This is a genomic window from Psychrobacter sp. UBA3480 (assembly GCF_002377945.1).
Taxonomy (GTDB): domain Bacteria; phylum Pseudomonadota; class Gammaproteobacteria; order Pseudomonadales; family Moraxellaceae; genus Psychrobacter.
Genome location: NZ_DFQV01000033.1, coordinates 380,007 through 404,576, shown reverse-complemented (window position 1 = coordinate 404,576; position 24,570 = coordinate 380,007). Strand labels below are relative to the sequence as shown.

Here is a 24,570-nt window from a genome sequence, read left to right as displayed (position 1 = left end):
GCATCGGCATCAGCATCGGCGTCGGCATCGGCATCACTATCATCACCACTGCTTGAGAAAGCAGCACCTGCAATACCAACACCTGCTAGACCCAACAACCATGGTAGAGCTGCAAAACCTTCAGCTTCTGTGGCCCCAACCCACCAAGGACTTATTTGTGAATCTCCCCCTAATGATTGACTTTGTGCTTCACCTATTTGTAATTCAGTGACATAGTCTGTCACTTCGCCTGTATTGGGAAGATAGTAGTAATAGTTACCATCTTCAGCCATACCTATTAATGCACTATCTGCACTATCATAAAACCCCTCAATAATTAGGTCTGGAACCTGTCCATCATTTTCAAAAGAAATATGAAGATTTTTATCTACTCTTTTAGTAACAACATTATTTGGTGCACGATTAACGGTTGTATCAAGCAGCTCGTAATTAGTTCTATTAACAGCTTTAATCACTGTAGGCGTTTCATTTTATAAGACCACTGTATGCTCAGCGATTGTCTCAACTTTATTATTAACTTTCACAATTATAGTATTCATAAAACCATCCTTGATTGACTAATTTGGACCAAATATAAACATAGCTGTTCGATAAAATACGAATAGCTTTATAGATCAACATTAAAAAATTTCTCTTAATCGATTTTTCTCTAAAAAATTTAGATAAATACATTTATAATAGTTTATTTAACTGTAATATAACTCTTTCCCTGTTATTTCTTATAATTCATTTACAAAGCTAGCTATATAGTCAGTTTTTAAAAACTATGCATAAGTTAAATTATTACTAAATTGACCATCTTAAAAAAATATAACTAAAATTCATTTACGAACAAACACTTACGGTCAATTAGTAAATCTAGTATTAATTATTTACCCCCATCTATTAAATACTTACAATAAGTATACTTTCTTGACCTAATATTAATACTAACTTTATAAAACTATAAATCATTAGGTTTATCTTTATACAAATGTGAATATATTCATATTTTTAAATATAAACGATTGGTATGGAAGCAAGATGCTAACACTATAGGAAATAAAGCCTTTGCCTATACTCTGTTTATATTATTAGTTGAAAAACCTGTACTAATTCTATAATTAATATTTAATTATAGAATTATATTTAATATTTTAGATAAATGAAACAATGTAGTTGATAACTACTTCCTTCCAAGATTTATAACCGACTTCGTTTACATCCAACAATTTTATAAAAATGTTTTCTATTTATAACCTTATCATTAGTTTATTTTTTGATAGGTAGTATGTAAATATTAATATATTTATCTTTAATATCAATCTAATAGATATGTATCAAAGCCTATTTTAAAGTTACTTCTTTTAAGTAATTGTTAATATTTTAGGATAGAAACAAGGCATAAATGAGTAATATAATAATATTAATTCTCATTTACTATAAAAATGAATAGAATTTTGATGGTAAAAAGACAATATTATCTAAAAGTGCTGTGCAAAGGCATTCTATTTAATTGCTTAGGCTAATTTTTCAGAAAAAGCTATTTGAAAGGTTAGAATTTTTCGAAGGCAGATAAGAAAAGATGATACTCGGTATCTTTTTTCGATGAAGTTCACACAAAAAAAAGTATTGCTTATGATATATTGATTTTATGAAGTGATAATTTGGTACGTCATAATTAAAAATTAGAAGTACCAAATTATTTTTATATTTTGTCTATACAATTAATAAGTGCTATTTAAGTTTCTTCAATGTCTAAACCAATGACATGATTAAGATGGCCAGTTTTTAAGTATATGGTTGCGCCCTCTACCCCTGCTTTTATTTGTACGCTTGTATCTATCGGTAGGCGTATCCAACTATCCTGCTGATATACCTGTCCACCCTCTATTAGCTTACCTGCTACAACTAATATTTCTGCACCGCCATGAACTGTCTCAGTGAATAGCAATTCGCCTGCATCGATACGCTGTAGATTAACGTGCTCTACCCCATCAGAAAAAAGCGGGCAGACAGTACGGTTAGCTTGTTGCTGCCAATTAGCATCATTATAAGTGTCGATAGCCACGTGCTGCGTTTCGTCAGACGACATTTGCCGTAACTTGACGAAAATGACAGCACCTTCGTCACTATAAGGCCGATGACCTGAAGACGGTGGATTACGTAGATACCAACCTGCTGGATAATGAGTGTCATCTGCAGAAAAAGTGCCTGATAATACCAAAATCTCTTCGCCGCCTGGATGCATATGATGCGGAAAGTAAGAGTTTGGTGCGTAACGCACAAAACTGGTAGCACGAGCCTTCTCCGCCCCCACACGATCAAGCATGACACGCTCCACACCATTTTGTGGTGACTTAATCCATTGATGTGCTTCAGGGGCCAGTGAAGCGCGTTGTGAAAAATCTGCATTAATTAGCATAAAGTATTCCAAAGGTATTAAATGATTAGGGCGTACCCACAATATAAAATCACGGACACGCCCTAGACGATAAACACAAATATATGACGTTATTACCGCACTAGAATGATCGGTGATAACGTACTAGCGATAATTTCTGTCGTTGTACTCCCAAGAAACAGTTGTTGCCATTTCGAATGTCCGTACGCACCCACCACCATAATATCGACATTGTTCTCTACCTGAAATTTTAGCAATCCGTCCACCGCATCAGAAGCAGATAAGTGATGTGCTTCAACGACAAACCCTGCATCTTCTAACTGTGCAGCGGCGGCGCTCATACTTTGCTTGGCGGCATCGTTATGATTGCATACCATCACGATATGGCCTTTTAGACCTTTTAATAGTGGACTTTTTGACACCATTCGTGCCGCTTTAATAGAGGTCTTGCTACCATCAAAGGCAATCATATAGGAGCTTGGCTCTTCAAATTTCTCTGAGCAAATCAATATAGGAATATCTGACCCACGAGCGACTGTCTCGATCTGACTACCAATATTGATCCGACTGTTCTTATGATCTTCTCCGCGTCGTCCCATCACAATCGCACGATTTTCTTCTTTGAAGTGCTCAATGCTAGGAAGCAGTTTGCCGTGGCGTTGATAAACGCGAACATTGACATCAGCGAAACTGCTTTGAATGTGGCTTTTGGCATCTTGTACCAACGCATTACTATAGCTGTTGACGACTTTTGCTCTTTGCTCATCCAACTGGGACAACTCTTCTAATAAAAACTGACGGCTGTTTATGCCTATAGCACCTGATAAATCTCGTCTGGTCGATGCTGGTATGTCACTGACATGCAATAATCCAACAGGTACGTTTAGTTTACTGGCATACCATGCTGCATAGTCACAAACCGATTCAGTCACTGCCGAGCCGTCAATACAGGCCAAAATGTGCTGTGATGTTGTCATAATCTGTCCTTAAATTAATTATTTAATCCTATACAGCTTGTTAGATCTAACCAAGCTATGCTCTTCGACTAGGGTATGTTTCATTTACCTTATAATAGTTATTTTTTAAAAATTATCTTATCAAGTAAATTTACCTCTTCATTTGATAATAACCAATTTACACGGCTTCATCCAGCGATGTGTGCGACCCTTTTGCAATAATTGCAATTTGTTACTGACAACATCGTGCATGGCTCACCGCAGACTGATATCTAGCTATATATAAAGTCTTATCATCGTCTGACCACATGCGCTAGCAAAGTTTGCTACAATGTATTTTTTAGCATTTATGATTTCGGTATCGTTATTTAGGTGATTGGATTATGGCAAAAAATGCCCTACAGGCTCAATTATTGAAGGCTGGCTTGGTTGATAGCAAAAAGGCCAAGAAGATCAGCAAGCAAACGCAACATGCCAAGCGCACTGGTGACTCAGAAAGCGTCGAAACAAAAAAAGCGTTGGCAGAGGCGCAAGCTCAAAAGCTAGAAAAGGATCAAAAGCTTAATCAAGAAAAACAGCGCGTATTGGAAGAGAAAGCATTAAAGGCCAATATTGTCCAAATGATTAAGCAGCATCAGATTACTGAGACAGAAGGTGAGGTTAGCTATCAGTTTGTCGATGAGTCCAAGGTAAAGAAAATTGCTATCACTCAGAAACTGTACGATCAAATCGTGGCCGGTCACGTAGTCATTGCACGTTTGGAAGAGAGCTACGCACTACTACCTCGCCCATTAGCCGATCGTATTGATACAAAAATGGAAGGCTTTATGGTTGTGTCAAACGACACTGCTGAAGAAACACTGGCAGAAGACGATCCGTATGCCGCTTATGTTATTCCAGATGACTTGATGTGGTAAGGCATTATTCTACTGCTGTTGGCTTTACTATAGTGTTATAAGCATTCCCTCAAAAGCCCTTTATAGAATTTATGTTCTATAAAGGGCTTTTTGCGTTTATACGGGTTATGCAAATCTTTATAGCACAAAATAGACGTCAAATGTGTCGATAGGCTCAATCAAACGTACATAAATCAGGCTTCTTTAACCTAACATTGCTGGTTTGGTTAAAGAAAGTAACCTATCGCTATAATTGCCAGAATATGGATATAATCAACTTGAACAGTTATTCAATAACTACTACAATGCGTTTTTAGTACATTTTGTGGTAATACTTTGTTTATTTTTGAGTAATCACTCAATATTGTTCATATTTTACCTATGTTTGTTACTTGATAGTTCGGTGCCATCGTGCCCGTTTTATTTGCTTAATTTGTTCCAATTCACTTTTACTTTTACTTTTTCTCAAAAAGAGATAATCCATGCCAAAACATTTACCACTCTCACTATTGTTTCTTCGCCTTGGTGTTTTCATCGTATTTTTCTTCTGGACACTCGACAAATTCGTAAATCCTGAGCATGCCGCCAATGTGTTCGCTAAATTCTACGCTTTAGAAAACCTAGGCATCACTATTGTTTATCTGATTGGTAGCTTACAAATCATTCTTATTTTCTCATTTGTCATGGGTCTATTCAAAAAGTGGACCTACGGCATCATTTTATTACTACACGCCGCCTCTACTTTTGCATCTTTTGGTCTTTATCTAACGCCTTTTGATAACTTATTGTTCTTTGCGGCATGGCCGATGCTGGCAGCCTGTTTGGCGCTCTTCCTAATGAGAGACTATGACACCCTAACATTGGGTAAAAATACGTCTCCAGTATAAATGTCAGCGGCAGTGCTTATTGCTTAAGTAGTATAAATATCAGACAGCAAGACATAATTTATATACTATTAAGACTGCCGACTTAAATTTTTTATCGTAGTTAGGCGATTCAGACAATTCGATTTGATCACCACGTTACTTAAATATAGTTACTTAAGTTTAGTTATTCAGATGATGAGTGTTCTACTGTTTGAGCAATAACTACGGTTTTAGCCTTCGCTCCCTTATTTGGCCGGATTTTCCATGATTAAAAGAATATTTTTAATACTATTAATATTGATATTAGCGGCAAGCTTTTTTTATTTTGACCTAAATCAATTATTGACGCTTGATGGCTTAAAAGGGTCGATGGCGCAATTTAATGAATACAAAGCGCAGTCACCGCTATTGATTATCGGTGGGTTTTTCTTACTATATGTCGTTGTTACTGCCCTCTCCTTACCAGGCGCTGCGATTTTGACGCTAGCCGCTGGTGCGCTATTTGGTTTGGTTCAGGGCTTACTCGTTGCTTCATTTGCATCGAGTATTGGTGCTACCATTGCCTTCTTGGCATCGCGATATCTACTGCGTGATACCATCAAACAGCGCTTTCCTGAGCGGTTGGCAGCTATTGATGCAGGCGTCGAAAAAGAAGGCGGATTTTATTTATTTACCTTACGTCTGGTACCCATATTTCCATTCTTCTTGATTAACCTATTGATGGGTGTAACCTCTATCAAAACATGGACTTACTACTGGGTCAGTCAAATCGGCATGCTGGCTGGGACATTTGTCTTCGTCAATGCAGGGACACAGCTGGCACAGATAGACAGCTTATCGGGTATTTTATCTTTCAACTTAATTGTCTCGTTTGCTTTATTAGGTTTCTTCCCATTAATAGCAAAAGGAGTGTTGAACATGTTTAAAAAACGCCGTGTTTATAAAGGCCATACCAAACCTAAAAAGTTCGATCGCAATATGATTGTGATTGGCGCAGGCGCTGGTGGATTGGTCACAAGCTACATTGCCGCAGCAGTAAAGGCAAAAGTCACACTGATTGAAGCAGGTGAAATGGGCGGTGATTGTCTCAATTATGGCTGTGTACCTAGTAAAGCCATCATTAAGAGCGCAAAAATCACTGATCAGATTCGCCATGGTGAAAACTACGGGTTAGAGAACACTGTACCGCAGTTTTCATTCAAAAAAGTGATGGCACGCGTACAGCAAGTAGTGGCTGATATCGCACCGCACGATAGTGTTGAGCGTTATACCAATCTGGGCGTCGATGTGGTCAAAGGCTATGCTAAATTAGTTGACCCGTGGACAGTAGAAATCCAGCTAAATGACGGCGGCATGCAGACCCTAACGGCGCGTACCATTGTCATTGCCACTGGCGCTCGCCCATTTGTACCGCCTCTACCAGGTATAGAAGAAACAGGCTACGTAACCAGTGACACGCTATGGACTAAGTTTGCTGAGCTAGAAGAAGCCCCGAAAAAGCTAGTAGTGCTAGGCGGTGGTCCAATCGGTAGCGAGCTTGCGCAAAGCTTTGCCCGTTTAGGCTCCAACGTGACGCAAATTGAGATGAGCGATCGCATTATGGGTAAAGAAGACCTTGAAGTGTCTACCTTTGCTCACAAATCGCTCACTGAAAGCGGTGTCAATATTTTGACCTCGCATCAAGCGATGCGCTGCGAGATGCGTGATGGCAAAAAATACATTATCGTCAAACACAATGAAACAGAAATCGATATCGAGTATGATGAGCTTCTTTGTGCCGTTGGTCGTAGCGCACGCCTCGAAGGTTATGGTTTAGAGGCACTAGGTATCGAAACCAATCGTACTATCGTGACCAACGAATACTTAGAGACGTTATATCCTAATATTTTTGCTGCAGGCGATATCGTTGGTCCATACCAGTTTACTCATGTCGCTGCCCATCAGGGTTGGTACGCCGCAGTGAATGGCTTATTTGGTAATTTTAAAAAGTTTAAAGTAGATTATCGCGTCATTCCTTGGGTTACGTTTATCGACCCAGAAGTCGCTCGTGTCGGTATCAACGAGCAAGAAGCCATTGATAAAGGTATCGATTACGAGATTACTCGTTTTGAGTTTGAAGAGCTGGATCGTGCCATTACAGATGGTGCCGCTAAAGGTTTTATCAAAGTCATCACGCCAAAAGGTAAAGACAAAATATTGGGCGTTACGGTAGTGTCTGAACATGCAGGCGACCTAATCGCTGAGTTTGTATTAGCAATGAAACATGGTCTGGGTCTCAATAAAATATTGGGCACCATTCATAGCTACCCTACTTGGGCAGAAGGTAACAAATACGCCGCTGGTGAGTGGAAACGTGCTCATGCGCCTGAGACCGTATTGAGTTGGCTAGAAAAATACCATACTTGGCGTCGCGGTTAATTAATGACGGTTAGTTAATAGCAGCGAATTAAGAGCAGTTTGCTGATTAATGTCATTAAATGACGCGACTGGTAGGAAAGTTCTAAAAGACTCCAATAAAGCTGGTTTAGATTTTGTGATATCTGTTTGGTTTGACATGGCAGACTATGAAATCTTTACCAGCTTTACTAACATTTAAATCATAACGGAAACTTGAATGCGCGTTATTACCGCTTTACCGATGCTCAAACGTCTTACGCGATATAGCACCTACGCTATGGTGATGAGCATTTGTATTGGTATATCAGCAAGCACAGCATCGCCAACTACTGCCAATATTAACCAAGACTTGTCACCTTGGCAGCAGATAGAAGCCCAAGGCAGCAACCAAGATGTTTACTTTTATGCATGGGGCGGTGATCCGCAAATTAACGCCTATCTACAATGGGTCGCCGATCAAGTCGATGATAAATATAATATCAACTTAGTCCATGTCAAATTGAGCGATACCAGCGAAGCAGTCAGTCGTGTACTGGCAGAAAAATCTGCTCATAATGACGATCAAGGCAGTGTGGATCTCATCTGGATTAATGGTGCTAACTTTGCCACCATGAGTGAGAGCTCATTACTACTCAAGCAATGGGCAAACAAGCTGCCCAATTTTGCGTTGACTGATCCGGACAATAATCCAACCGTAAACTTTGACTTTGGTGTGCCGACCAACGGTATGGAAGCACCATGGGGACAAGCCTCTCTGACGTTTTATTATGACAGCTTATCGACCAGTAAACCGCCAACAACGCTAACTGAACTGACCACTTGGACAGCACAAAACCCTGGCCGCTTTAGCTACCCAAAGCCACCTGATTTTTTGGGTATGAGTTTCTTAAAATACGTCTTAGTCATGCTGCATCAGCAACAAGACGCTCAAACGGGTAAAAACACTAGCGCACAGCTCAACTTGCCTGCCACTGAAGAAAACACCGCGCTCGTATTAGATCCGCTGTGGGCGTTTTTAGATGGCTTTCATCCAACCTTATGGCGTAATGGCGAGCAGTTCGTGCAGACAGGTGCGCAGATGCGGCGCTTGGTCGATGATACTGAGCTGAGTCTCGCGTTTACCTTTTCGGCACCAGAAGTTCCTGCGGCCGTGCAGCGATATGACTTACCCCAGAGCATTCGCAGCTATGCGATGAGTGACGGCAGCTTAAGCAATACTCATTTTGTTGCCATTCCTTATAATGCTAGCCATCCTCAGGCGGCACAATTAGTAGCCAACTTTTTAATGAGTCCAGAAGCCCAAGCAAAAAAACAAACCCCCTCGGTATGGGGTGATAAAAGCGTACTGGTCCAATCTACGCTTAGCCCTGCACAACAAGCATTATTCAAAACCAAGCAGCCCCATCCAAGCGCCCTGCCCTTTGACAGTGTCAAACGCACGGTAAGCGAGCCGCATCCAAGTTGGGTAGAGGCCATCCAGCAAGGCTGGCAAGCACGTTATGGGGTGAGTCCATGAGCCAAGGTTTTGACAAAATAACGAAAAAAGGTGATAGCCCTAGACCTATTACGCTTGAGAAAAAAGATCTGTTTACGCGTATCGTGTCTTTTAGCCCCAAACTCTTAATTCTTATATTAATATTACCGGTACTCTGTGGCCTCATCTGTGTACTGTTGCCTGCTCTGAGCTGGCTTCCTGCCCTAGAAAAAACAACCTTGAACCTGCAAGGGTTTATAGACCTGTGGCAAACGCCTGGGATCACGCAAATGGCTGCGTTAAGTCTTGCTACAGGACTTATCAGCACCTTACTTGCTTTTGTCATTGCCCTGATGATATTGGCCGCGTTTTTTAACAGTGTTTGGTTGCAGCGTATTGAGCACTTACTAAGCCCCATCTTGGTCATTCCTCATGCAGCTGCAGCCATTGCCGTTGGATTTTTGATTGCGCCGTCAGGTATGTTTGCACGGCTCATCTCCCCGTGGCTAACTGGTTGGGAGATGGCACCCGATGGTATGTTTCCACATGATCCATACGGTATCAGTATCATCTTAGGCTTAACCTTAAAAGAGCTGCCGTTTTTATTATTAATGGCTTTAGGCGCGCTTGCTCAGCCTGAGCTTGGCAAAAAACTGCGTCAACAATATACCGTTGCGCTTAATTTAGGTTATTACCCAATTACTGCCTTTTTTAAGGCGGTCTTGCCCCTGTTATATCCTTTTCTACGTTTACCGATTTTGGCCGTATTGGCCTATGCCAGCGCGAGTGTCGAGATGCCGTTGATATTGGGCCCTAACACACCGCCAACGCTTGCCGTCTCTATCATACAATGGTTTAACGATGTTGACCTGACATTGCGTATCAAGGCATCAGCAGGCGCATTATTACAACTCGTATTGACAGCAGGTTTAGTCGGCTTTTGGCTGGGCGGCGAAAAAACTATCAAGGCAATATTTAGTGTTTCGTCAGTCAATGGCAAACGACATTATGCAGATGCTATTTGGCAAAAAGTCACCGCCATACTTACCGTAGGCGTGATTGGTTTTATGCTACTGTCACTCTCTGGGCTTGTATTATGGGCCTTTGCAGGATTTTGGCGGTTTCCGGCGATGCTGCCAGAGCAATTCGTGCTACTACATTTTCAAAGTGCTTTTACCCAAATGAGCACGCCATTGGTCAATACGCTTAGCATTGGTGCCGTTAGTACTGCCTTTGCTGTTTTTCTGACGTTGCTATGCTTGGAAGCTGAGCAACTGAGTGCTAAACCACTGTCACACTTCACCAGTTTTATTATTTACTTACCGCTCTTGGTGCCAAGTGTTGCGTTTTTATTTGGCTTGGTATGGTTACAGCAGTTGGCCAATCATCAATCAGAATTTTTTAATGTGGCGTTTGCCCATCTTTTATTCGTGCTACCGTACGTGTTTTTATCGTTGGCCAGTAGTTATCGACGCCTAGACTCACGTTTTGCTCATGTGGCCGCTAGCCTTGGTGCTGCCCCTATCAAGGTCTTTTTCCAGATAAAACTGCCGCAGTTATTTGCTCCTATTTTGATTGCCATTGCTCTTGGTCTAGCGATTAGCTTTGGTCAGTATTTGCCAACTCTATTGGCGGGTGGCGGACGTATTGCCACTATCACGACTGAAGCGGTGACACTGGCGAATGGTGCCAGTAGGCGTACCAGTGCTGTCTATGCCATCATGCAAATGGCGCTACCGCTCATCGGTTTTATAGTGGCTTGGATGCTACCCAAATACTTCTTTAGAAGTGGCGCACGGTAGCAGGCTGACCATGAATAAGTACAGTTGTGAAAATAGCCGTTATGAAAAAACTAGCTGCTAAAAATACTGAATATTAAAATAATTAGTCGTGAAAAACGTAAATAAAGGGTTCCTGATGCCATCATCTCTACAGATAAAAGACTTACAGCTGTTCCGTCAAAACGAGCAGCTATTGAGTATCAATGAGCACATCGCTGGTGGCGATATCCTAACCGTGATGGGCCCTTCTGGTAGTGGCAAGTCCAGCTTACTAAACTGGCTAACAGGCACTTTGGCTAGCGATTTTTCCGCGACGGGTACTGTTTGGTTAAACGATGAGAACGTGACGCACCTGCCTGCGCATTTGCGCCGTATTGGTGTGCTGTATCAAGACGCACTGCTATTTTCGCATCTATCCGTCGCAGGCAACATTGCTTTTGCCATGCCAAAAGGAAACAAAAAACAGCGAGTTAAAAAAATAGCGCAGTCTTTAGCGCAAGTGGGTTTAGAGGGGATGGGAGATCGTCATCCTGATAATCTATCAGGTGGTCAACAAGCACGTGTCGCCCTACTGCGCACGCTGCTGAGTGAGCCCAAAGCGATACTACTTGATGAGCCGTTTAGCAAACTTGATACTCAATTGAGAATGGATACGCGACAATTGGTATTCGATCAGATTCGTACTCATAAGTTGCCTGCTATTATGGTCACGCACGACCAAAGTGACGCTGAAGCAGCCAATGGCAAAGTTATTTATGTAGGACGATAATTTTAGATATCAGAGTCAAATATCAACGCTAAATACCCAATCAAAATATCAAAACAAGCAAAATATAAAAGGCAGCTCGCATGCTAGACAAATTTATTACGCCCGTCATCAAGCCGTTGCTAACCCCAATAGTAGCGACATTGCATAAGCTCGGCATCACGGCTGATCAGCTTACGGTAGCTGGGTTTTTGGTTGGTATGTTGGCATTACCACTACTCGCGTTTGAGCTATGGTATGGCGCACTGGCAGTGATTATATTGAATCGTATCTTTGATGGGCTAGATGGTGCGATGGCACGCTATGCACAGCAAAGCTCAAGTGCAGGCGGTTATCTCGATATTACCCTCGACTTTCTGTTTTATGCAGCTGTACCACTCGGGTTTATCTTGGCCAATCCTGCGCAAAACGCTATTGCAGGTGCATTACTACTGGCGGCATTTATCGGTACAGGTTCGAGCTTTTTGGCCTTTGCGATTTCTGCAGAAAAGTTTCAATTAGACAAGCCTCAGTTTAAGTATAAAAGCTTTTATTATCTTAATGGTCTTACTGAAGGTACCGAGACCATTGCTCTTTTTATCGCTCTCTGTATTTGGCCTCAGCATTTTGTGCTACTTGCTGGTATCTTTGCTACCGCCTGCGCTATTACTATTTTCACTCGTATACATGGTGGGTATCATACCCTCAAGCAGCTCGAATCTACCAAGTAAGCGCCTGAGATATACACTATATTGAAACCTAGCAATGAACCTCTAAGCATTTACTGAATCATCTAGTCGCAGTGCTTCTATAGATAAGGCCATATCTTCAGCAAGGGCGTGTACCGTCGAGCTCTCTATGTCACGCTGTGCAAAGGCACGCAGCCCCATAACTTCTGCTTGTAAGCGGCGACCAAGCCTAACTGGATCAAGCTCACTATCCATCTCACCGACATTCTGCGCTTCCTTAAAGCATTCTATAAAACGCGTCTCCATACCTGCCAGCAGCATTTCTACCTTGGTTAACGCTGTTTGCTCACGCGCACCTAGCTCTAGTAAGCTTTTGACCAACATACAGGCTCGGCTCGGTAATGCTTTGTCACGAATCCCGCCAAGCTGACGTATATAAGCGGCCAGTCCCAATAAAGGCGTTTCATGATGGCTCAACACTCGCTCAAGCTCAGTCAATCCTAGACGCGCATAGTATTCTAGTGCTTCTTGAAACAGTCCCTCTTTATTACCAAAAGCGGCATAGATACTGCCTGGGCGCATATCGAGCGCTTGCTCGATGTCTTTTAGAGACGTGGCATGAAAGCCCTTTTGCCAAAAAAGCTGTAGCGCACGCTCCAAGGCATCATGACGGTTGTAAAGTGCGGTGCGTGACATAATGTGCCCCATTTAAAAAGCCGTGACCTCATATAAAAATGGGCACGGCTATAAAACTTGAATGATTGCTCAATTTTATCCTGAATGGGTGCGACAGTAAAGTTAATATAAGAAACGGTCTGGTAAACAAACGTAATGCTAGGGCGCGACTTAGCTATCAACAATCATTTCACAATAATTCAACAGTCATGCTGATAGCTAGGAAATAGCCACTCTATAGTGGCTATAATCTAGTTAAAAATCCAATTAATCGGTCAGTAATACATGTTTGCTTTTCTGATAAGCAGACAAACCATCGCCGCCCAACTCACGGCCAATACCGCTTTGCTTAAACCCGCCCCAACCCGCTTCTGGTAGTACGATTTGTTGCTCGTTAATCCAGATATGCCCGGCTTTGATTTGTAGCGTCATCTCAAGCGCAGCAGTCTCATCGGCGCTCACGATGGTTGCTGCTAGAGCAAACTTGCTATCATTGGCTAGGCGAATAGCCTCTGCATCGTTAGTAAAGGTTGTACTGACTAATACAGGCCCAAACACTTCCTCCATCCATAACTGACTGGTCGTTGGCACATTCGTATAGACAGTTGGCTTTACAAAATAGCCAGATGCTTCTAATAGCTCACCGCCGGTTAAACAGTCCAGATTTTCAGCTGTCGCAATATCAAAGAATTTTTTAACTTGATTCAGCTGCTGCTCGCTCACCAATGGGCCCATTTGCGTCTCTGTCGCAAAACCATCACCCATTTGCAAACTTTCCGTTTTTATTTTTAACGTCTCAAAAAGCTGTTCAGCGATGTCTTGATGGACAACCAATCGCGAAGTGGCCGAGCATATCTGACCTGCATTGGAAAATATGCCGCCAATGATTAAATCACAAGCGTAATTAATATCAGCATCTGCGCAGACCACAATAGCAGACTTGCCACCCAACTCTAGGCTAATGTCTTTGATACCTTTTGCTGCTTGGATCATGACCTTTTCGCCGACAACATTGCTACCAGTAAACGATACTTTGTCAATCAGCGAATGACTGGTCATAGCAGTGCCCACTTCAGCAGCACCCGGTAAAATATTAACCACCCCTTTTGGCAAGCCAATCTCAGATAAGATATTACCTAGCATAAGCTCTGGTAATAATGTCACCTCAGACGGTTTTAATAGCACAGTACAACCTGCCGCTAGCGCAGGTGCCAACTTCCAAGAGGTCGTCACCATTGGGAAATTCCAAGGGGTAATCAGCGCACAAATACCTACTGGCGAGTATGTCTTTAACAAACGAATACCCGATTCAAGCGTTGATACTTTAGACCATGTTGCCTGCTCTGTGATGAGATTGGCATAGTAGCGATAGCAGGCAATAGCGTCCCCTACGTCTATCTTTGCTTCCTCAATTGGCTTGCCGTTGTTTAATACAGATAGTCCAACCAACTTATCGAATTGCTGTTCCATAGACTCCGCAATCGCATTTAGATAGCGGGCACGCTCACTTACACTAATCTGTGACCAGCTAGCAAAGGCTTCATCAGCTGCTTCGACTGCTTGCTCTACATGGGAACTGGTGCATAAGCGTGTCGTTGCAATCACCTCGCCTGAATTTGGATCATACAACGCATGGTTATTTGTATTATCAAAGCTTGCATTATCACCGTCAGTCGCGAGTGCTTCAATCGTAACCCAATCACCATTGATATAAGCGGCATTTAATACAACTTCGTTTTGAGCCGTTTGTATGGCAGTTTCTCTGGTTAAATCTGTAGAGTTCAGCATTTCCATAATGGTTAATCGCCTTATATTTTTGATCAAATTGTCTTTATGTGCGTAACGTCCGTAACGTCATTGGCTAAATGGTCGGTTTAACTGACTACAGAAAAACCGACCATTTGTATATTATCGTCAGGCTAGATGCCTTGTGAATACTAGACACGCCTCTAATACAGTAGATGCGCCACAGACGTAATTACTACCAAGCTGATAAGCGTACGAAGGATAAAGATTAAAAATAGCTCTAATACATTTAGCTTAATGTTTGACTTCAAAATCAGCGCACCCACTTCAGACATGTAGATAATCTGAGTAATTGAAGCAGCACCAACGATGAAACGTGTCATCTCACTTTCAATGCTTTTACCGACCAATGCTGGCAAGTACATATCTGCAAAGCCCATAATCATGGCCGGGCCAGCTTTGGCCGCTTCTGGAATCTGTAACCATTCAAGTACTGGCACTAACGGTGTCGCAATCCAATTAAAGACAGGCGTGTACTCTGCTAAACCAAGACCAATCGTACCGATAGCGAACGTTACTGGAATCAATCCCAAATAGATATCAAACAGATTGTGTACGCTTCGTTTGAACACTTTACCTAAGCTAGGCATAGAATGCGCGCGAGTGACGGCACGATTGACCGCCCACTGGTACGTTGTATATTCAGCAGGGATGCCTTCATCTAGCATACTTTTGCCCGAGTGATACGTATCAGGCTTGAGTGACAATGGCGGTATACGTGGCATGATAATCGCAGCGATAAAACCAGTTAGCGCAATGGTCAGATAAAAGAAGACGAAGTTATTATCCACGCCGATGGTTTTGGCAACCACATAGGTAAAGGCGATAGAAGTGACTGAAAATGTGGTCGCGATAATGGCAGCTTCACGCTGGCTGTAGAAGCTTTTGTCATACTCTTGCATAGTGACTAGCAGGCCGATAGACGCTGCACCAAACCAAGAAGACATCGCATCGACAGCAGAACGACCAGGCAGTTTGAAAAGCTTGATAAATACTTTACTGGCTAAAGTACCCAAAAACTCCATCAAGCCGAAATCAGTCAAAAATGGCAGCGATAAAATGGCAAAGAAGAACAATGGAATCAAGACAGGTATCAAATCCTCAAAAATGACACCGCCCGTATTCCGATTGATAATAAACTCAGGGCCGACTTGTAGAAAAATCATCCAAACAAATGCCATTCCTAAAAACCGGATAGCAAGCCAAAACCACTCAATATCAAAGAGTTTTTTAGCGAGCGAACCTTCATTTAGATTTGGCTTCAATACTTTGACGGCTAGCGCACCAAAAAAGGATATCGTCACGAGCGCCATCGTGATATAGGTCACCAAACCACCTAAGGCGGATTGTAATGTATCGGTCAACACACCCAATAATATCGTGACTTTACCATCCCACTCAAACGGTATGATAAATAACGCAATACCCAATGCTGAAAACAACAAAAACTTCCACATTGCTGCACGCCACTGTCCTGCTTTTGGCGTTTCTGGATCGACCGTATTATTCCCTAAAATCGGCTGCTGCGACTTATCCATATAACTCGTCATTTAACTTCTCCTTGATGGGCGATGATTGCCAGTTTTTCCATTTCTCTGTCTGACCAATACCTGGGTTAAGCGAATTGGTTGGATCCAGTTTTTTATAAAAATAATGTAGCTCAGTTTTAGCAGGATACACATGCCCCACATTGTGCTCAGCAGGATACTCAATATGACGTTGGTCATAAAATACCAGCAGCTCATCCTTGAATTGCTTGGCATTGGTCTTAGGTTTTAACAAATAGTCTTGGTGCATGACATAACAGAAAAAATGCCCCAAATAAAAAGTTTTGCTGACTTGTTCTTGCAAATATTCAGGTAGAGTCTCGTCCCAATCTACGGCATTTCTAGGTAAGGCAATGTCGGTCGATAGCAGCTCGCCAAATTTGTCTTGATTTAAATTATGATAACGAAACATGGCAGCGGTCGCGGCACTGCGAAATACCAGTAACAATTGTGATTCAAGCTCTGTACATACATGCAGCGCACCTTGATACTGCTGTAGATGATTTTGCAAAAATGCCTGCGCAGCGACGATATTATTGCCGTCGTTTTTATTAGAATCTTTATTAATGCCATTATCAAAGTCGTTATCAGAACCATCTGCGACTTTTATAATCAAATGGTATTTATATGAGAGCGCTTGCGTACTCAAAGTGGCTGGTAATGACGGCGGCATAAACCTAGATGTCATCTGTAATATCCGATCTGGCAGCGTCTTTGGAAGATGCCACTTATCCAGATAGTAGCCAATCTTTGCTTGCAGTCGATACAGCGATCCTATCTTGCTAGCAGGAAGCTTACGCATGCTCAGACAAGTGTCTCGACCATAACGCATGGTAATGTCGTTATAGTCTTTGTGCATATACTCAGCCAACACAGGTAATTTTAACTCGCTTTTTAACCATTGTTTTCTAAGTGTGGTCAAGGTATCAGCGTCGTTAGTCGAGATATAAAACGTTTGCTCGTTTTTAGGCTTGGCAAATGTCGCTACCCTCACCGCAAATACAATGACCTTGCCAGCTGAGCCAGATGCTTCATACAGACCGTTGGGATCATTGTTAAATCGAGCAGGTGTCTCTGCCTCACAATCACGGACTTTGTATTGATAATGATGGTTGGTACAGGCTTTACTGTTACTCGTACTATTTGAGACCTTATTAAACGTACCAGCTTGCAAGTTCTCTAGCATTTCCTCTGGCTGCGACCCCAAATCCAGTCCCAGATGATTGATTAACTCAAACGCTCCTGAGGTATTGCGTCTGGCAAATAACGCCATCTCAGTGTAAGCAGGTCCACGCTGCACCAACATCCCGCCCGAGCTGTTGCAGATGCCGCCTATCACTGATGCACCCACACAACTAGAGCCCAGTACTGAATGCGGCTCACGCCCTAATGGCGCAAGGGTCGACTCTAATTGCTGCAAAGTAGCGGCTGGCAAAGCAACCAGCTCTGCTGCATCATTAAATAAATGCACACCGCCCAATAACTGCATAGAGATTACGACTAGTAGTCGATCATAATCTCCATTCGGAGTTGAACCACCTGTTAGGCCTGTATTGGCCGCTTGAGCAATGATAATCACGTCAGCGGCTGCACAGATATTAATGACGCGCCATAGTGCCACAAGAGAGTGCGGTATCACAACTGCGATGGTCGCATCTGTGACAGCCTCAATCGCACCTTGCACATAAGACTGCTGTTGGCTAGGTTTTGTCAATACATTGGTCATACCAACGACAGCAGCAAGCTCCGTTAACAAACGCGGCATTTGCTCATGTCTATTTTCTGACATTTCTCTAGCATTGGGCGTCATGAACGTGCTTCCTTGCGTAACCAGCGTTTGTCATTTTTTTGTCGTTTTTTAGAACTGTGACTATCAGTTTCGTGATTATCCGTGGCATTAGCGCCGGTATTACTATTAACTAAAATAAGTCACTGTCTCAGCCATTTCCTTTAGAAAGTCGTCTGCTTCATCAATCTCATAAATGATTGGTTGTTTACCCTTAGTGTCTGTTTCTAATGCGTCTAGCAATTGCTGCTTATCAGTAATTCTGCGATAGCCAGCGCCAAATCCTGCTGCTAATGGCTCAAAGTTTGGCGTTTTGATATTGACGCCAATCAATGGTAGGCCGCCCTCTTCCATATAACGACGTATCTCACCGTAGCCTTGGTTGTTCCATAGCAAAACGATCAATGGTAGCTCAAGCTCGGCTGCGCAGATAAGCTCGGCAATTGTAAATTGAATGCCGCCATCACCCATTAGACTGATGACAGGTAAATTTGAGCCAACCATGGCCCCGATAGCAGCAGGCAAACCATAGCCTAACGTGCCGAATCCCGTCGAAGAATTAAACCATTTACGCGTCGCTAAGGCTTCAAGACCAAGGTTGCCACTGTAGACAGGCTGCGTTGAATCACCAACGAAAATAACGTCTTCTACTTCATCTCTAATCAGCTTTAGTAATGCATTTTGACCCGCAAAATCTGTCGTTACGTCCTTTAAGATGGCCTGCTTTGCCTCATTGACGCGTGACAGTGCTTGATGGTCAAATGTCTGACCCTCTAAGCGGCTGCATAAACCACTAATCGCCATTTGTGCGTCGGACAGTACCGCGATATCTGCTCTAAATGGACGCTGCAATTGCTGTGCATCACAGTCGATACGGACCAGCGTGCCGTTGATTTTGAACCCACCATTAAAGAACACATCATAGTCAGTCTCACCAAGCTCAGTACCAATCGCTAATACCCAGTCTGCTTCTGTAATCACGGCTCGGCCTGCGTCTAATGACTGGTTGCTACCCAAACTTAATGGATGGCCAGGTGGCAGCAAACCTTTGGCATTAATCGTCAAAAACGTTGGTGCATCTATCAGCTCTGCCAATCGTTGTGCATCTTGATCGACATCGACGCAGCCGCCCCCATAAAGTATTACAGGGTTTTTCGCGGTTTTTAATGACTGTACGATCAGGTCTAATTGCGTAGGATTCGGCAATGGTCTTGTGACCTGCGGTAGGCTCAAATTATTTGTACTAGCTTCGCTATTTGCTACAGCATTTAAACTAGGCGGCTTAGCAACATGACTGGCATCAGCGGTGATGACATCGATAGGAAGCTGAATATGTACAGGGCCAGGACGTGCACCATTAAATAAGGCAAAAGCTTCTGCAATGACTTTTGGTAACGATTCAGGTTGCCAAATAGTCTTACTCGTCAATGCTACTTTACTAATCATGCCTTGCTGATCGTGAAGCTCATGTAAATGCCCTTCGCCACTACCCGTGTCTTTGACTTTATTGACACTAGAGATCACTAGCATCGGTATCGAATCAGCCAATGCCTGCGCCATCGCCGTCATAATATTGGTCATACCAGGGCCAGTGATGATAAAGCACACGCCAATCTTGCCAGAGGCACGGTAGTAGCCATCCGCCATAAACCCAGCACCTTGTTCATGACGCGGTGTCACATGACGAATATTGGTATTAGGTAGACCGCGATACAGCTCTACCGTGTGCACACCAGGGATACCAAAAACGGTCTCTACACCATAATACTCTAGCCACTGCACCAATAGCTCACCACAGGTCAATGATAATGTGTCAGACAAAGAAGAAGGCGTTTGCGTCAATTGGGTCATGGGTCAGTCATCCTAAAAAATTTCGCTGAATATTCAGATAATTATCAATACCTCAAAACAACCTTTGTATTTTTTCTTTCATACCGATTATTAGTCACTAATTACTGGCTGCAAAGGTTGCTCATTATAGAGGTAATCATTGATGGTAATTAGTAAACCGCCTTAACCTTGTCGTCATAGCGTACGCCCGGCAGGATGCATAGCATCTCGAACAATAAGTTCGCTGCCAATACCGAGGTATTACCAAATGGATCATACGGTGGTGATACTTCAACCAAATCTCCGCCCACTACATCTAGGCCGCGCATACCGCGTATGATTTCGATACCTTGAGTAGAGGTCAGACCACCGATTTCAGCAGTACCCGTACCTGGGGCAAACGCAGGATCAATACCGTCGATATCGAAGCTCAAATAGACAGGACCATCGCCTAGCTTTTCGCGTACTTCAGCCATGAGCGGTGTTAGCGACTTATACCAGCACTCTTCAGCAGGTACCACACGGAATCCTTGCTCAGTTGACCAGTCAAACTCTTCAGCGCTGTAGCCTGTACCACGTAGACCAATCTGTACCACACGATTGCCATCGATGAGGTTTTCTTCGACAGCGCGGCGGAATGGCGTACCGTGAGCGATTTTTTCGCCAAACATATCATCATTGATATCAGCATGGGCATCGATGTGCACCATACCGACAGGGCCGTGTTTTTTGGCAAGTGCGCGCAAGATAGGCAGTGCAATGGTATGGTCGCCGCCTAATGTTAAAGGGATCGCACCGTGTTTGACGATTTTATCGGTATAGAATTTTTCGATGATATCAACGCTTTTTAGCAGGTTGAATGTATTGATAGGCACATCGCCGATGTCAGCGACTTGTAATGACTCAAAAGGTGCAGCGCGAGTGGCCACATTGTAGGGACGAATCATTCTTGACTCATCACGAATCTGTCTAGGACCCAATCTTGCACCGCTACGGTTGGATGCACCAATGTCTAAAGGTACGCCAACGAACGCCACATCTAACCCTTCAGCATCGGCTTGAGTTGGCAGACGCATCATGGAAGCGAAACCGCCAAATCTTGGCATATCATTGCCGCTTAATGGTTGATTGAATGTCATAAGTTACTTCCTTGTTCTATTTGGTTTAAGTACACAATTTGCTACATGCCATTGACAATACATAAATATAAGAGCATGAACCATGGTAAAATTCAGAAGCAAACTTCTATTTTTTCGTAGTAAACGAAATTTACATATTATTATCAGAAGTTTTGACAAGCAGAATATTTTGTTAGGTAATCTTAAAACCTTGATAAAATTAGCTTTTACTTTTTATTCCTTAATGGATAGTACGAATACACATACAAAAGTAAGGTTGATGAAAATTACTCAATTCTTATCCATTACTATTTAATTAATTTGATATAGGGTGGCGATCGATGCTAGATGAGCTGATAAAAATAGATATAAAAACGCTGCGTAGTTTTATGGCTATCGTAGAGTGCCAAGGCGTGACGGCCGCTCAGTCACGCTTAAATGTCACGACTTCTGTCATCAGTGGACATTTGACCCATTTAGAAGACCGCTTAGGAATGACGCTGTGCCATCGTGGTCGTGCAGGGTTTAAGCTCACAGAGGACGGTGCGGCAGTGTATGAGGCTTGTTTGAGCTTTACAGAAGCCGTTGCCAGCTTTCAACATCAATTGCACTACATCCGTCAGTTAGATTCTGTGCGTGGTGGTCACATCAGACTGTGTTTAATCGATCAGATGCCGACGCTTTTTTATGATGCGCTGCGTCAGTGTTTGGCTGCTAGCTACCGTGACAATCCATTAATACACTTTTCGATTGACGTGCAAAGTCCTGAGAGTATGATAGAAAAGCTCCTCGGTAACGAGAGCGATATTGGTGTGGGATACTTTGGTAGCTTTCCGCCGCTATTGACCTTTCAACCTGCTTTTATCGAAACACAAGTGGTCTGCTGCGGGCGTGAGCATCGTTCATTTCATGAGCCTGACAAGCTAACATTTGAGGAATTAGAGCAAGACCATCATTGGGTGAAACGAGGCTATATTACTGATGTCAGTATCAACCATATTCGCCCAAAAATACTGAGCGCAACTACCTATCAGATGGAAGCCACCGCGCAGCTTATCCTAGCAGGTCACCATGTGGGTTACTTGCCACGCGATCTAGCAATGCGCTATGAAGAGATGGGGCTGATGAAAATACTACTGCCTGATGAGGCAAGCTATGAAGTGAAGCATCACTGGGCATACCGAGAAAACCTACACAAACATGTGGCAGATTTTTTGAATAAAATGATAAATTTGTTGTCAGAGAATTATTCTAAAGCCTAATTTATCAGCACATTTTGCTACTTGGACTCTCAGTGTTTCTTAATTATAGAATTCTAGTAGCTGGTGCATTGTCTTGAAAGTAATGCCTTCAAAAATTAAGCCTTATCTTGCTATTTTGATAGTTAGCTATTACAAAGTTACGATAAACATTTAAGCGGTCGCTACTTGGTCTTGGTACTTTAGACCAATGGTTCTTAACTTTCCTTTGTCATCGACTTCCTTAATAACCAGCGACCATTCATCACTTATTACAACGGTATCGCCCGACACTGGCGCGGTACCTAAATGTGATTTCACGTACTCGGCCACCGTCTGCTCCCACATGTTTTTTGCGCTGTCTTCATCGGACGTTTTGAGTGTTTTTACCAATGTCTCAGACGCCATAATTCCTGTAAAAAACGGCAAGTCTCCAAGCTTGACACTCGGTGATAGCAACCAATCGCCATAGAAGTCATCGATAGCTTTGCGATCTAATGTCGTGTCATTAAAAATCTTGGCAATTTTGCTCGCGTGATTACCTCTCATCGCATACCAGACACTGTCGCCGAATTTTAGCTTTGTGTTGTCATCGACTACTACGATTTGCTGATTACGGACTAGCGCAAAGACACTGATTTCATCTGGGTTGATGCCTTTGGATATACCCATAGGATGACGTCCAATGGCAAATGCACCCGACTTTGCCTCAAACTCATACAGCGTGATACTGGCCTTATCAGATACCCAGACCTCATGCTCTTCTTTGGGATCTTTATTGGTTGGAATACGTACTTTAAATAGATTGGCCATCGTCGGGATAGTTGTGCCTTGCAAAATCAACGACAGAACTACGACCCCAAAGGCAATATCAAACAGCATAAAAGCATTATCTATCCCAGCCATGACCGGTAAAATCGCCAAAGTAATAGGCACTGCACCGCGTAAACCAACCCAAGAGATAAACCCAATTTCTCTGTCTTTAAATTTGAAAGGTTTGACACTGGTATAGACGGCAATAGGACGCGCTACAAAGATCATAAAGAGCGCGATTGCAACCGAATAATGCCAGACATTGAGGACGTTTGAGGGAGTGACCAGCAGTCCTAATACCACAAACAGTACTGCCTGAGACAGCCAAGCAAAGCTGTCCATCACTCGCATGACATGCTCTGTCGAGCGCACCTTATGGTTGCCGATTAGCACACCAGTAAGGTATACCGCCAAAAATCCACTGCCGCCAATGAGATTGGTCGCGGCGAACACAGCCAAACCAGCAGAGAGAATCAAAATAGCGTACATGCCTTCTGCCAAATGTACCTTGGGCAATAATCGGGATAAGAAATAACCGAACAATAAGCCCATACCTAGCCCAAAGCTCAGCTGCTGTAGCAATAAAACTAAAAAGCCAAATACTGTCTGACCATCAGGATCAACATTTAAGGCAATCAAACCAGTGACTAATAAAATAGCCAAGGGATCGTTGGCACCAGACTCAAGTTCAAGCGTAGCCTGCACACGGTCATTTAGCTTGACGCCGCCATTACGTAATAGAGAAAATACGGCGGCGGCATCGGTCGAGCCGACAATCGCTGCCATCAGTAAACCAAAGCGCCAATCGACATCGAGCAGCCAAGTGACAAATACACCTAGCACCATGACCGTGACCAACACGCCCCACGTGGCCAGCGTAATTGCAGGCTTTAGACCCACTCGAAATGATTTAAAGGAAGTGCGTAAACCACCATCTAGCAAGATACAGGCTAAGGCTGCCTGCCCAACGAAATTGGCTAGCGCATATTGAGAGAACTCAATACCCAAGATACCCTGCTCGCCTGCCAACATACCCACTATCAAAAACAGCAACAATAATGGTACGCCTAAGCGCGCCGATAATGTACTCGCCATGATACTGGCGAAAATTAATACTGCGCCTACGAGATACAGGATATTTAAGGTATCCATTTTTTTTGAGCCCTATTTTTTATTATTAAGAATAGTAATTGATTGCGATGGGGTTTTCGTTATCTTGCTGTTAGTAGATATTACACCAGTGAGCCTATCATAAGCGGCCGTTATTCAAAATATGAATGACAATTATTTATGATGATATTAGCATTACCATCAGAACTAGCAGCCAATACTAGGGCGTGTCTTCATTTCAAAAATGGTGATAAAAATGAGATAAATTGCCGTCAAACAAGAAAAATAGCGCAGCTAATATCGGGATATTAACCAGCTATTTGACGCTGTTTGACAAGATTTAGCCATTTTTAGCCCATTTAGATGACTATCGGGTGAATTGAAGACACGCCCTAGATCAATAAAAAAGACTTCAATAAAAAACGCTCTAATATTAAAGTTAAGTTTATAAAATATCATT

18 protein-coding genes are annotated in these 24,570 nt (G+C 42.8%); 8 read left to right on the top strand and 10 right to left on the bottom strand.

The window, feature by feature from the left end:
* The 3 genes from B2863_RS14620 to B2863_RS14610 all read right to left on the bottom strand — a co-directional run.
* On the bottom strand, positions 1 to 455 hold a 455-nt coding region (locus tag B2863_RS14620; RefSeq protein WP_296211815.1), incomplete at its 3' end, for a hypothetical protein.
* Positions 456 to 1,720: 1,265 nt separating this feature from the next.
* A complete protein-coding gene (locus B2863_RS14615) occupies positions 1,721 to 2,404 on the bottom strand; it encodes a cupin domain-containing protein (protein ID WP_296211814.1) in 684 nt (227 codons plus the stop codon).
* Between the two features lie 92 nt (positions 2,405 to 2,496).
* Positions 2,497 to 3,360, bottom strand: a complete 864-nt coding sequence (locus B2863_RS14610; protein WP_296211812.1) for a universal stress protein — start codon at positions 3,358 to 3,360, stop codon at positions 2,497 to 2,499.
* A gap of 362 nt (positions 3,361 to 3,722) precedes the next feature.
* Here B2863_RS14610 and B2863_RS14605 point away from each other — a divergent pair, with 362 nt between their 5' ends.
* From B2863_RS14605 to B2863_RS14575, 7 genes are all read left to right on the top strand, one after another.
* Positions 3,723 to 4,256, top strand: coding sequence for a DUF2058 domain-containing protein (locus tag B2863_RS14605; protein WP_296211810.1), 534 nt, complete (start codon positions 3,723 to 3,725; stop codon positions 4,254 to 4,256).
* Between the two features lie 461 nt (positions 4,257 to 4,717).
* A complete protein-coding gene (locus B2863_RS14600) occupies positions 4,718 to 5,122 on the top strand; it encodes a hypothetical protein (RefSeq protein WP_102078490.1) in 405 nt (134 codons plus the stop codon).
* Between the two features lie 348 nt (positions 5,123 to 5,470).
* A complete protein-coding gene (locus tag B2863_RS14595; RefSeq protein WP_296211808.1) occupies positions 5,471 to 7,519 on the top strand; it encodes an FAD-dependent oxidoreductase in 2,049 nt (682 codons plus the stop codon).
* 196 nt (positions 7,520 to 7,715) lie between these two features.
* On the top strand, positions 7,716 to 9,014 hold the full coding sequence (locus B2863_RS14590; protein WP_296211805.1) for an ABC transporter substrate-binding protein: 1,299 nt from the start codon (positions 7,716 to 7,718) through the stop codon (positions 9,012 to 9,014).
* A complete protein-coding gene (locus B2863_RS14585; RefSeq protein ID WP_296211803.1) occupies positions 9,011 to 10,774 on the top strand; it encodes an ABC transporter permease in 1,764 nt (587 codons plus the stop codon). The genes B2863_RS14590 and B2863_RS14585 overlap by 4 nt, the downstream gene beginning before the upstream one ends.
* A gap of 115 nt (positions 10,775 to 10,889) precedes the next feature.
* On the top strand, positions 10,890 to 11,522 hold the full coding sequence (locus B2863_RS14580; protein ID WP_296211801.1) for an ATP-binding cassette domain-containing protein: 633 nt from the start codon (positions 10,890 to 10,892) through the stop codon (positions 11,520 to 11,522).
* 80 nt (positions 11,523 to 11,602) lie between these two features.
* The gene (locus B2863_RS14575) at positions 11,603 to 12,229 is read left to right on the top strand and encodes a CDP-alcohol phosphatidyltransferase family protein (protein ID WP_296211799.1); all 627 of its coding nucleotides are present in this window, start codon (positions 11,603 to 11,605) and stop codon (positions 12,227 to 12,229) included.
* A 42-nt stretch (positions 12,230 to 12,271) separates the two neighbouring features.
* Here the strand turns inward: B2863_RS14575 and B2863_RS14570 are convergent, their stop codons facing one another.
* The 6 genes from B2863_RS14570 to speB form a co-directional block, all read right to left on the bottom strand.
* Positions 12,272 to 12,883 (bottom strand): TetR/AcrR family transcriptional regulator, encoded by a 612-nt coding sequence (locus B2863_RS14570; protein WP_057760610.1) that lies wholly within the window; start codon positions 12,881 to 12,883, stop codon positions 12,272 to 12,274.
* 246 nt (positions 12,884 to 13,129) lie between these two features.
* Positions 13,130 to 14,656: an aldehyde dehydrogenase family protein gene (locus B2863_RS14565; protein ID WP_296211797.1), complete on the bottom strand. Its 1,527-nt coding sequence runs from the start codon at positions 14,654 to 14,656 to the stop codon at positions 13,130 to 13,132.
* Positions 14,657 to 14,811: 155 nt separating this feature from the next.
* Positions 14,812 to 16,218: a YjiH family protein gene (locus B2863_RS14560; protein WP_290178997.1), complete on the bottom strand. Its 1,407-nt coding sequence runs from the start codon at positions 16,216 to 16,218 to the stop codon at positions 14,812 to 14,814.
* Positions 16,199 to 18,025, bottom strand: a complete 1,827-nt coding sequence (dld, locus tag B2863_RS14555; protein ID WP_296211794.1) for a D-lactate dehydrogenase — start codon at positions 18,023 to 18,025, stop codon at positions 16,199 to 16,201. The genes B2863_RS14560 and dld overlap by 20 nt, the downstream gene beginning before the upstream one ends.
* Positions 18,026 to 18,130: 105 nt before the next feature.
* Complete coding sequence (locus B2863_RS14550; protein WP_296211792.1) at positions 18,131 to 19,852, bottom strand: 5-guanidino-2-oxopentanoate decarboxylase; 1,722 nt, start codon at positions 19,850 to 19,852, stop codon at positions 18,131 to 18,133.
* A gap of 149 nt (positions 19,853 to 20,001) precedes the next feature.
* A complete protein-coding gene (gene speB / locus B2863_RS14545) occupies positions 20,002 to 20,970 on the bottom strand; it encodes an agmatinase (RefSeq protein WP_057760617.1) in 969 nt (322 codons plus the stop codon).
* A gap of 320 nt (positions 20,971 to 21,290) precedes the next feature.
* Between speB and B2863_RS14540 the strand changes: the two genes are divergently transcribed.
* Positions 21,291 to 22,211: a LysR family transcriptional regulator gene (locus tag B2863_RS14540; protein WP_201567603.1), complete on the top strand. Its 921-nt coding sequence runs from the start codon at positions 21,291 to 21,293 to the stop codon at positions 22,209 to 22,211.
* 150 nt (positions 22,212 to 22,361) lie between these two features.
* Here the strand turns inward: B2863_RS14540 and B2863_RS14535 are convergent, their stop codons facing one another.
* Positions 22,362 to 24,152, bottom strand: a complete 1,791-nt coding sequence (locus tag B2863_RS14535; protein WP_201567601.1) for a potassium/proton antiporter — start codon at positions 24,150 to 24,152, stop codon at positions 22,362 to 22,364.
* Positions 24,153 to 24,570 lie beyond the last annotated feature (418 nt).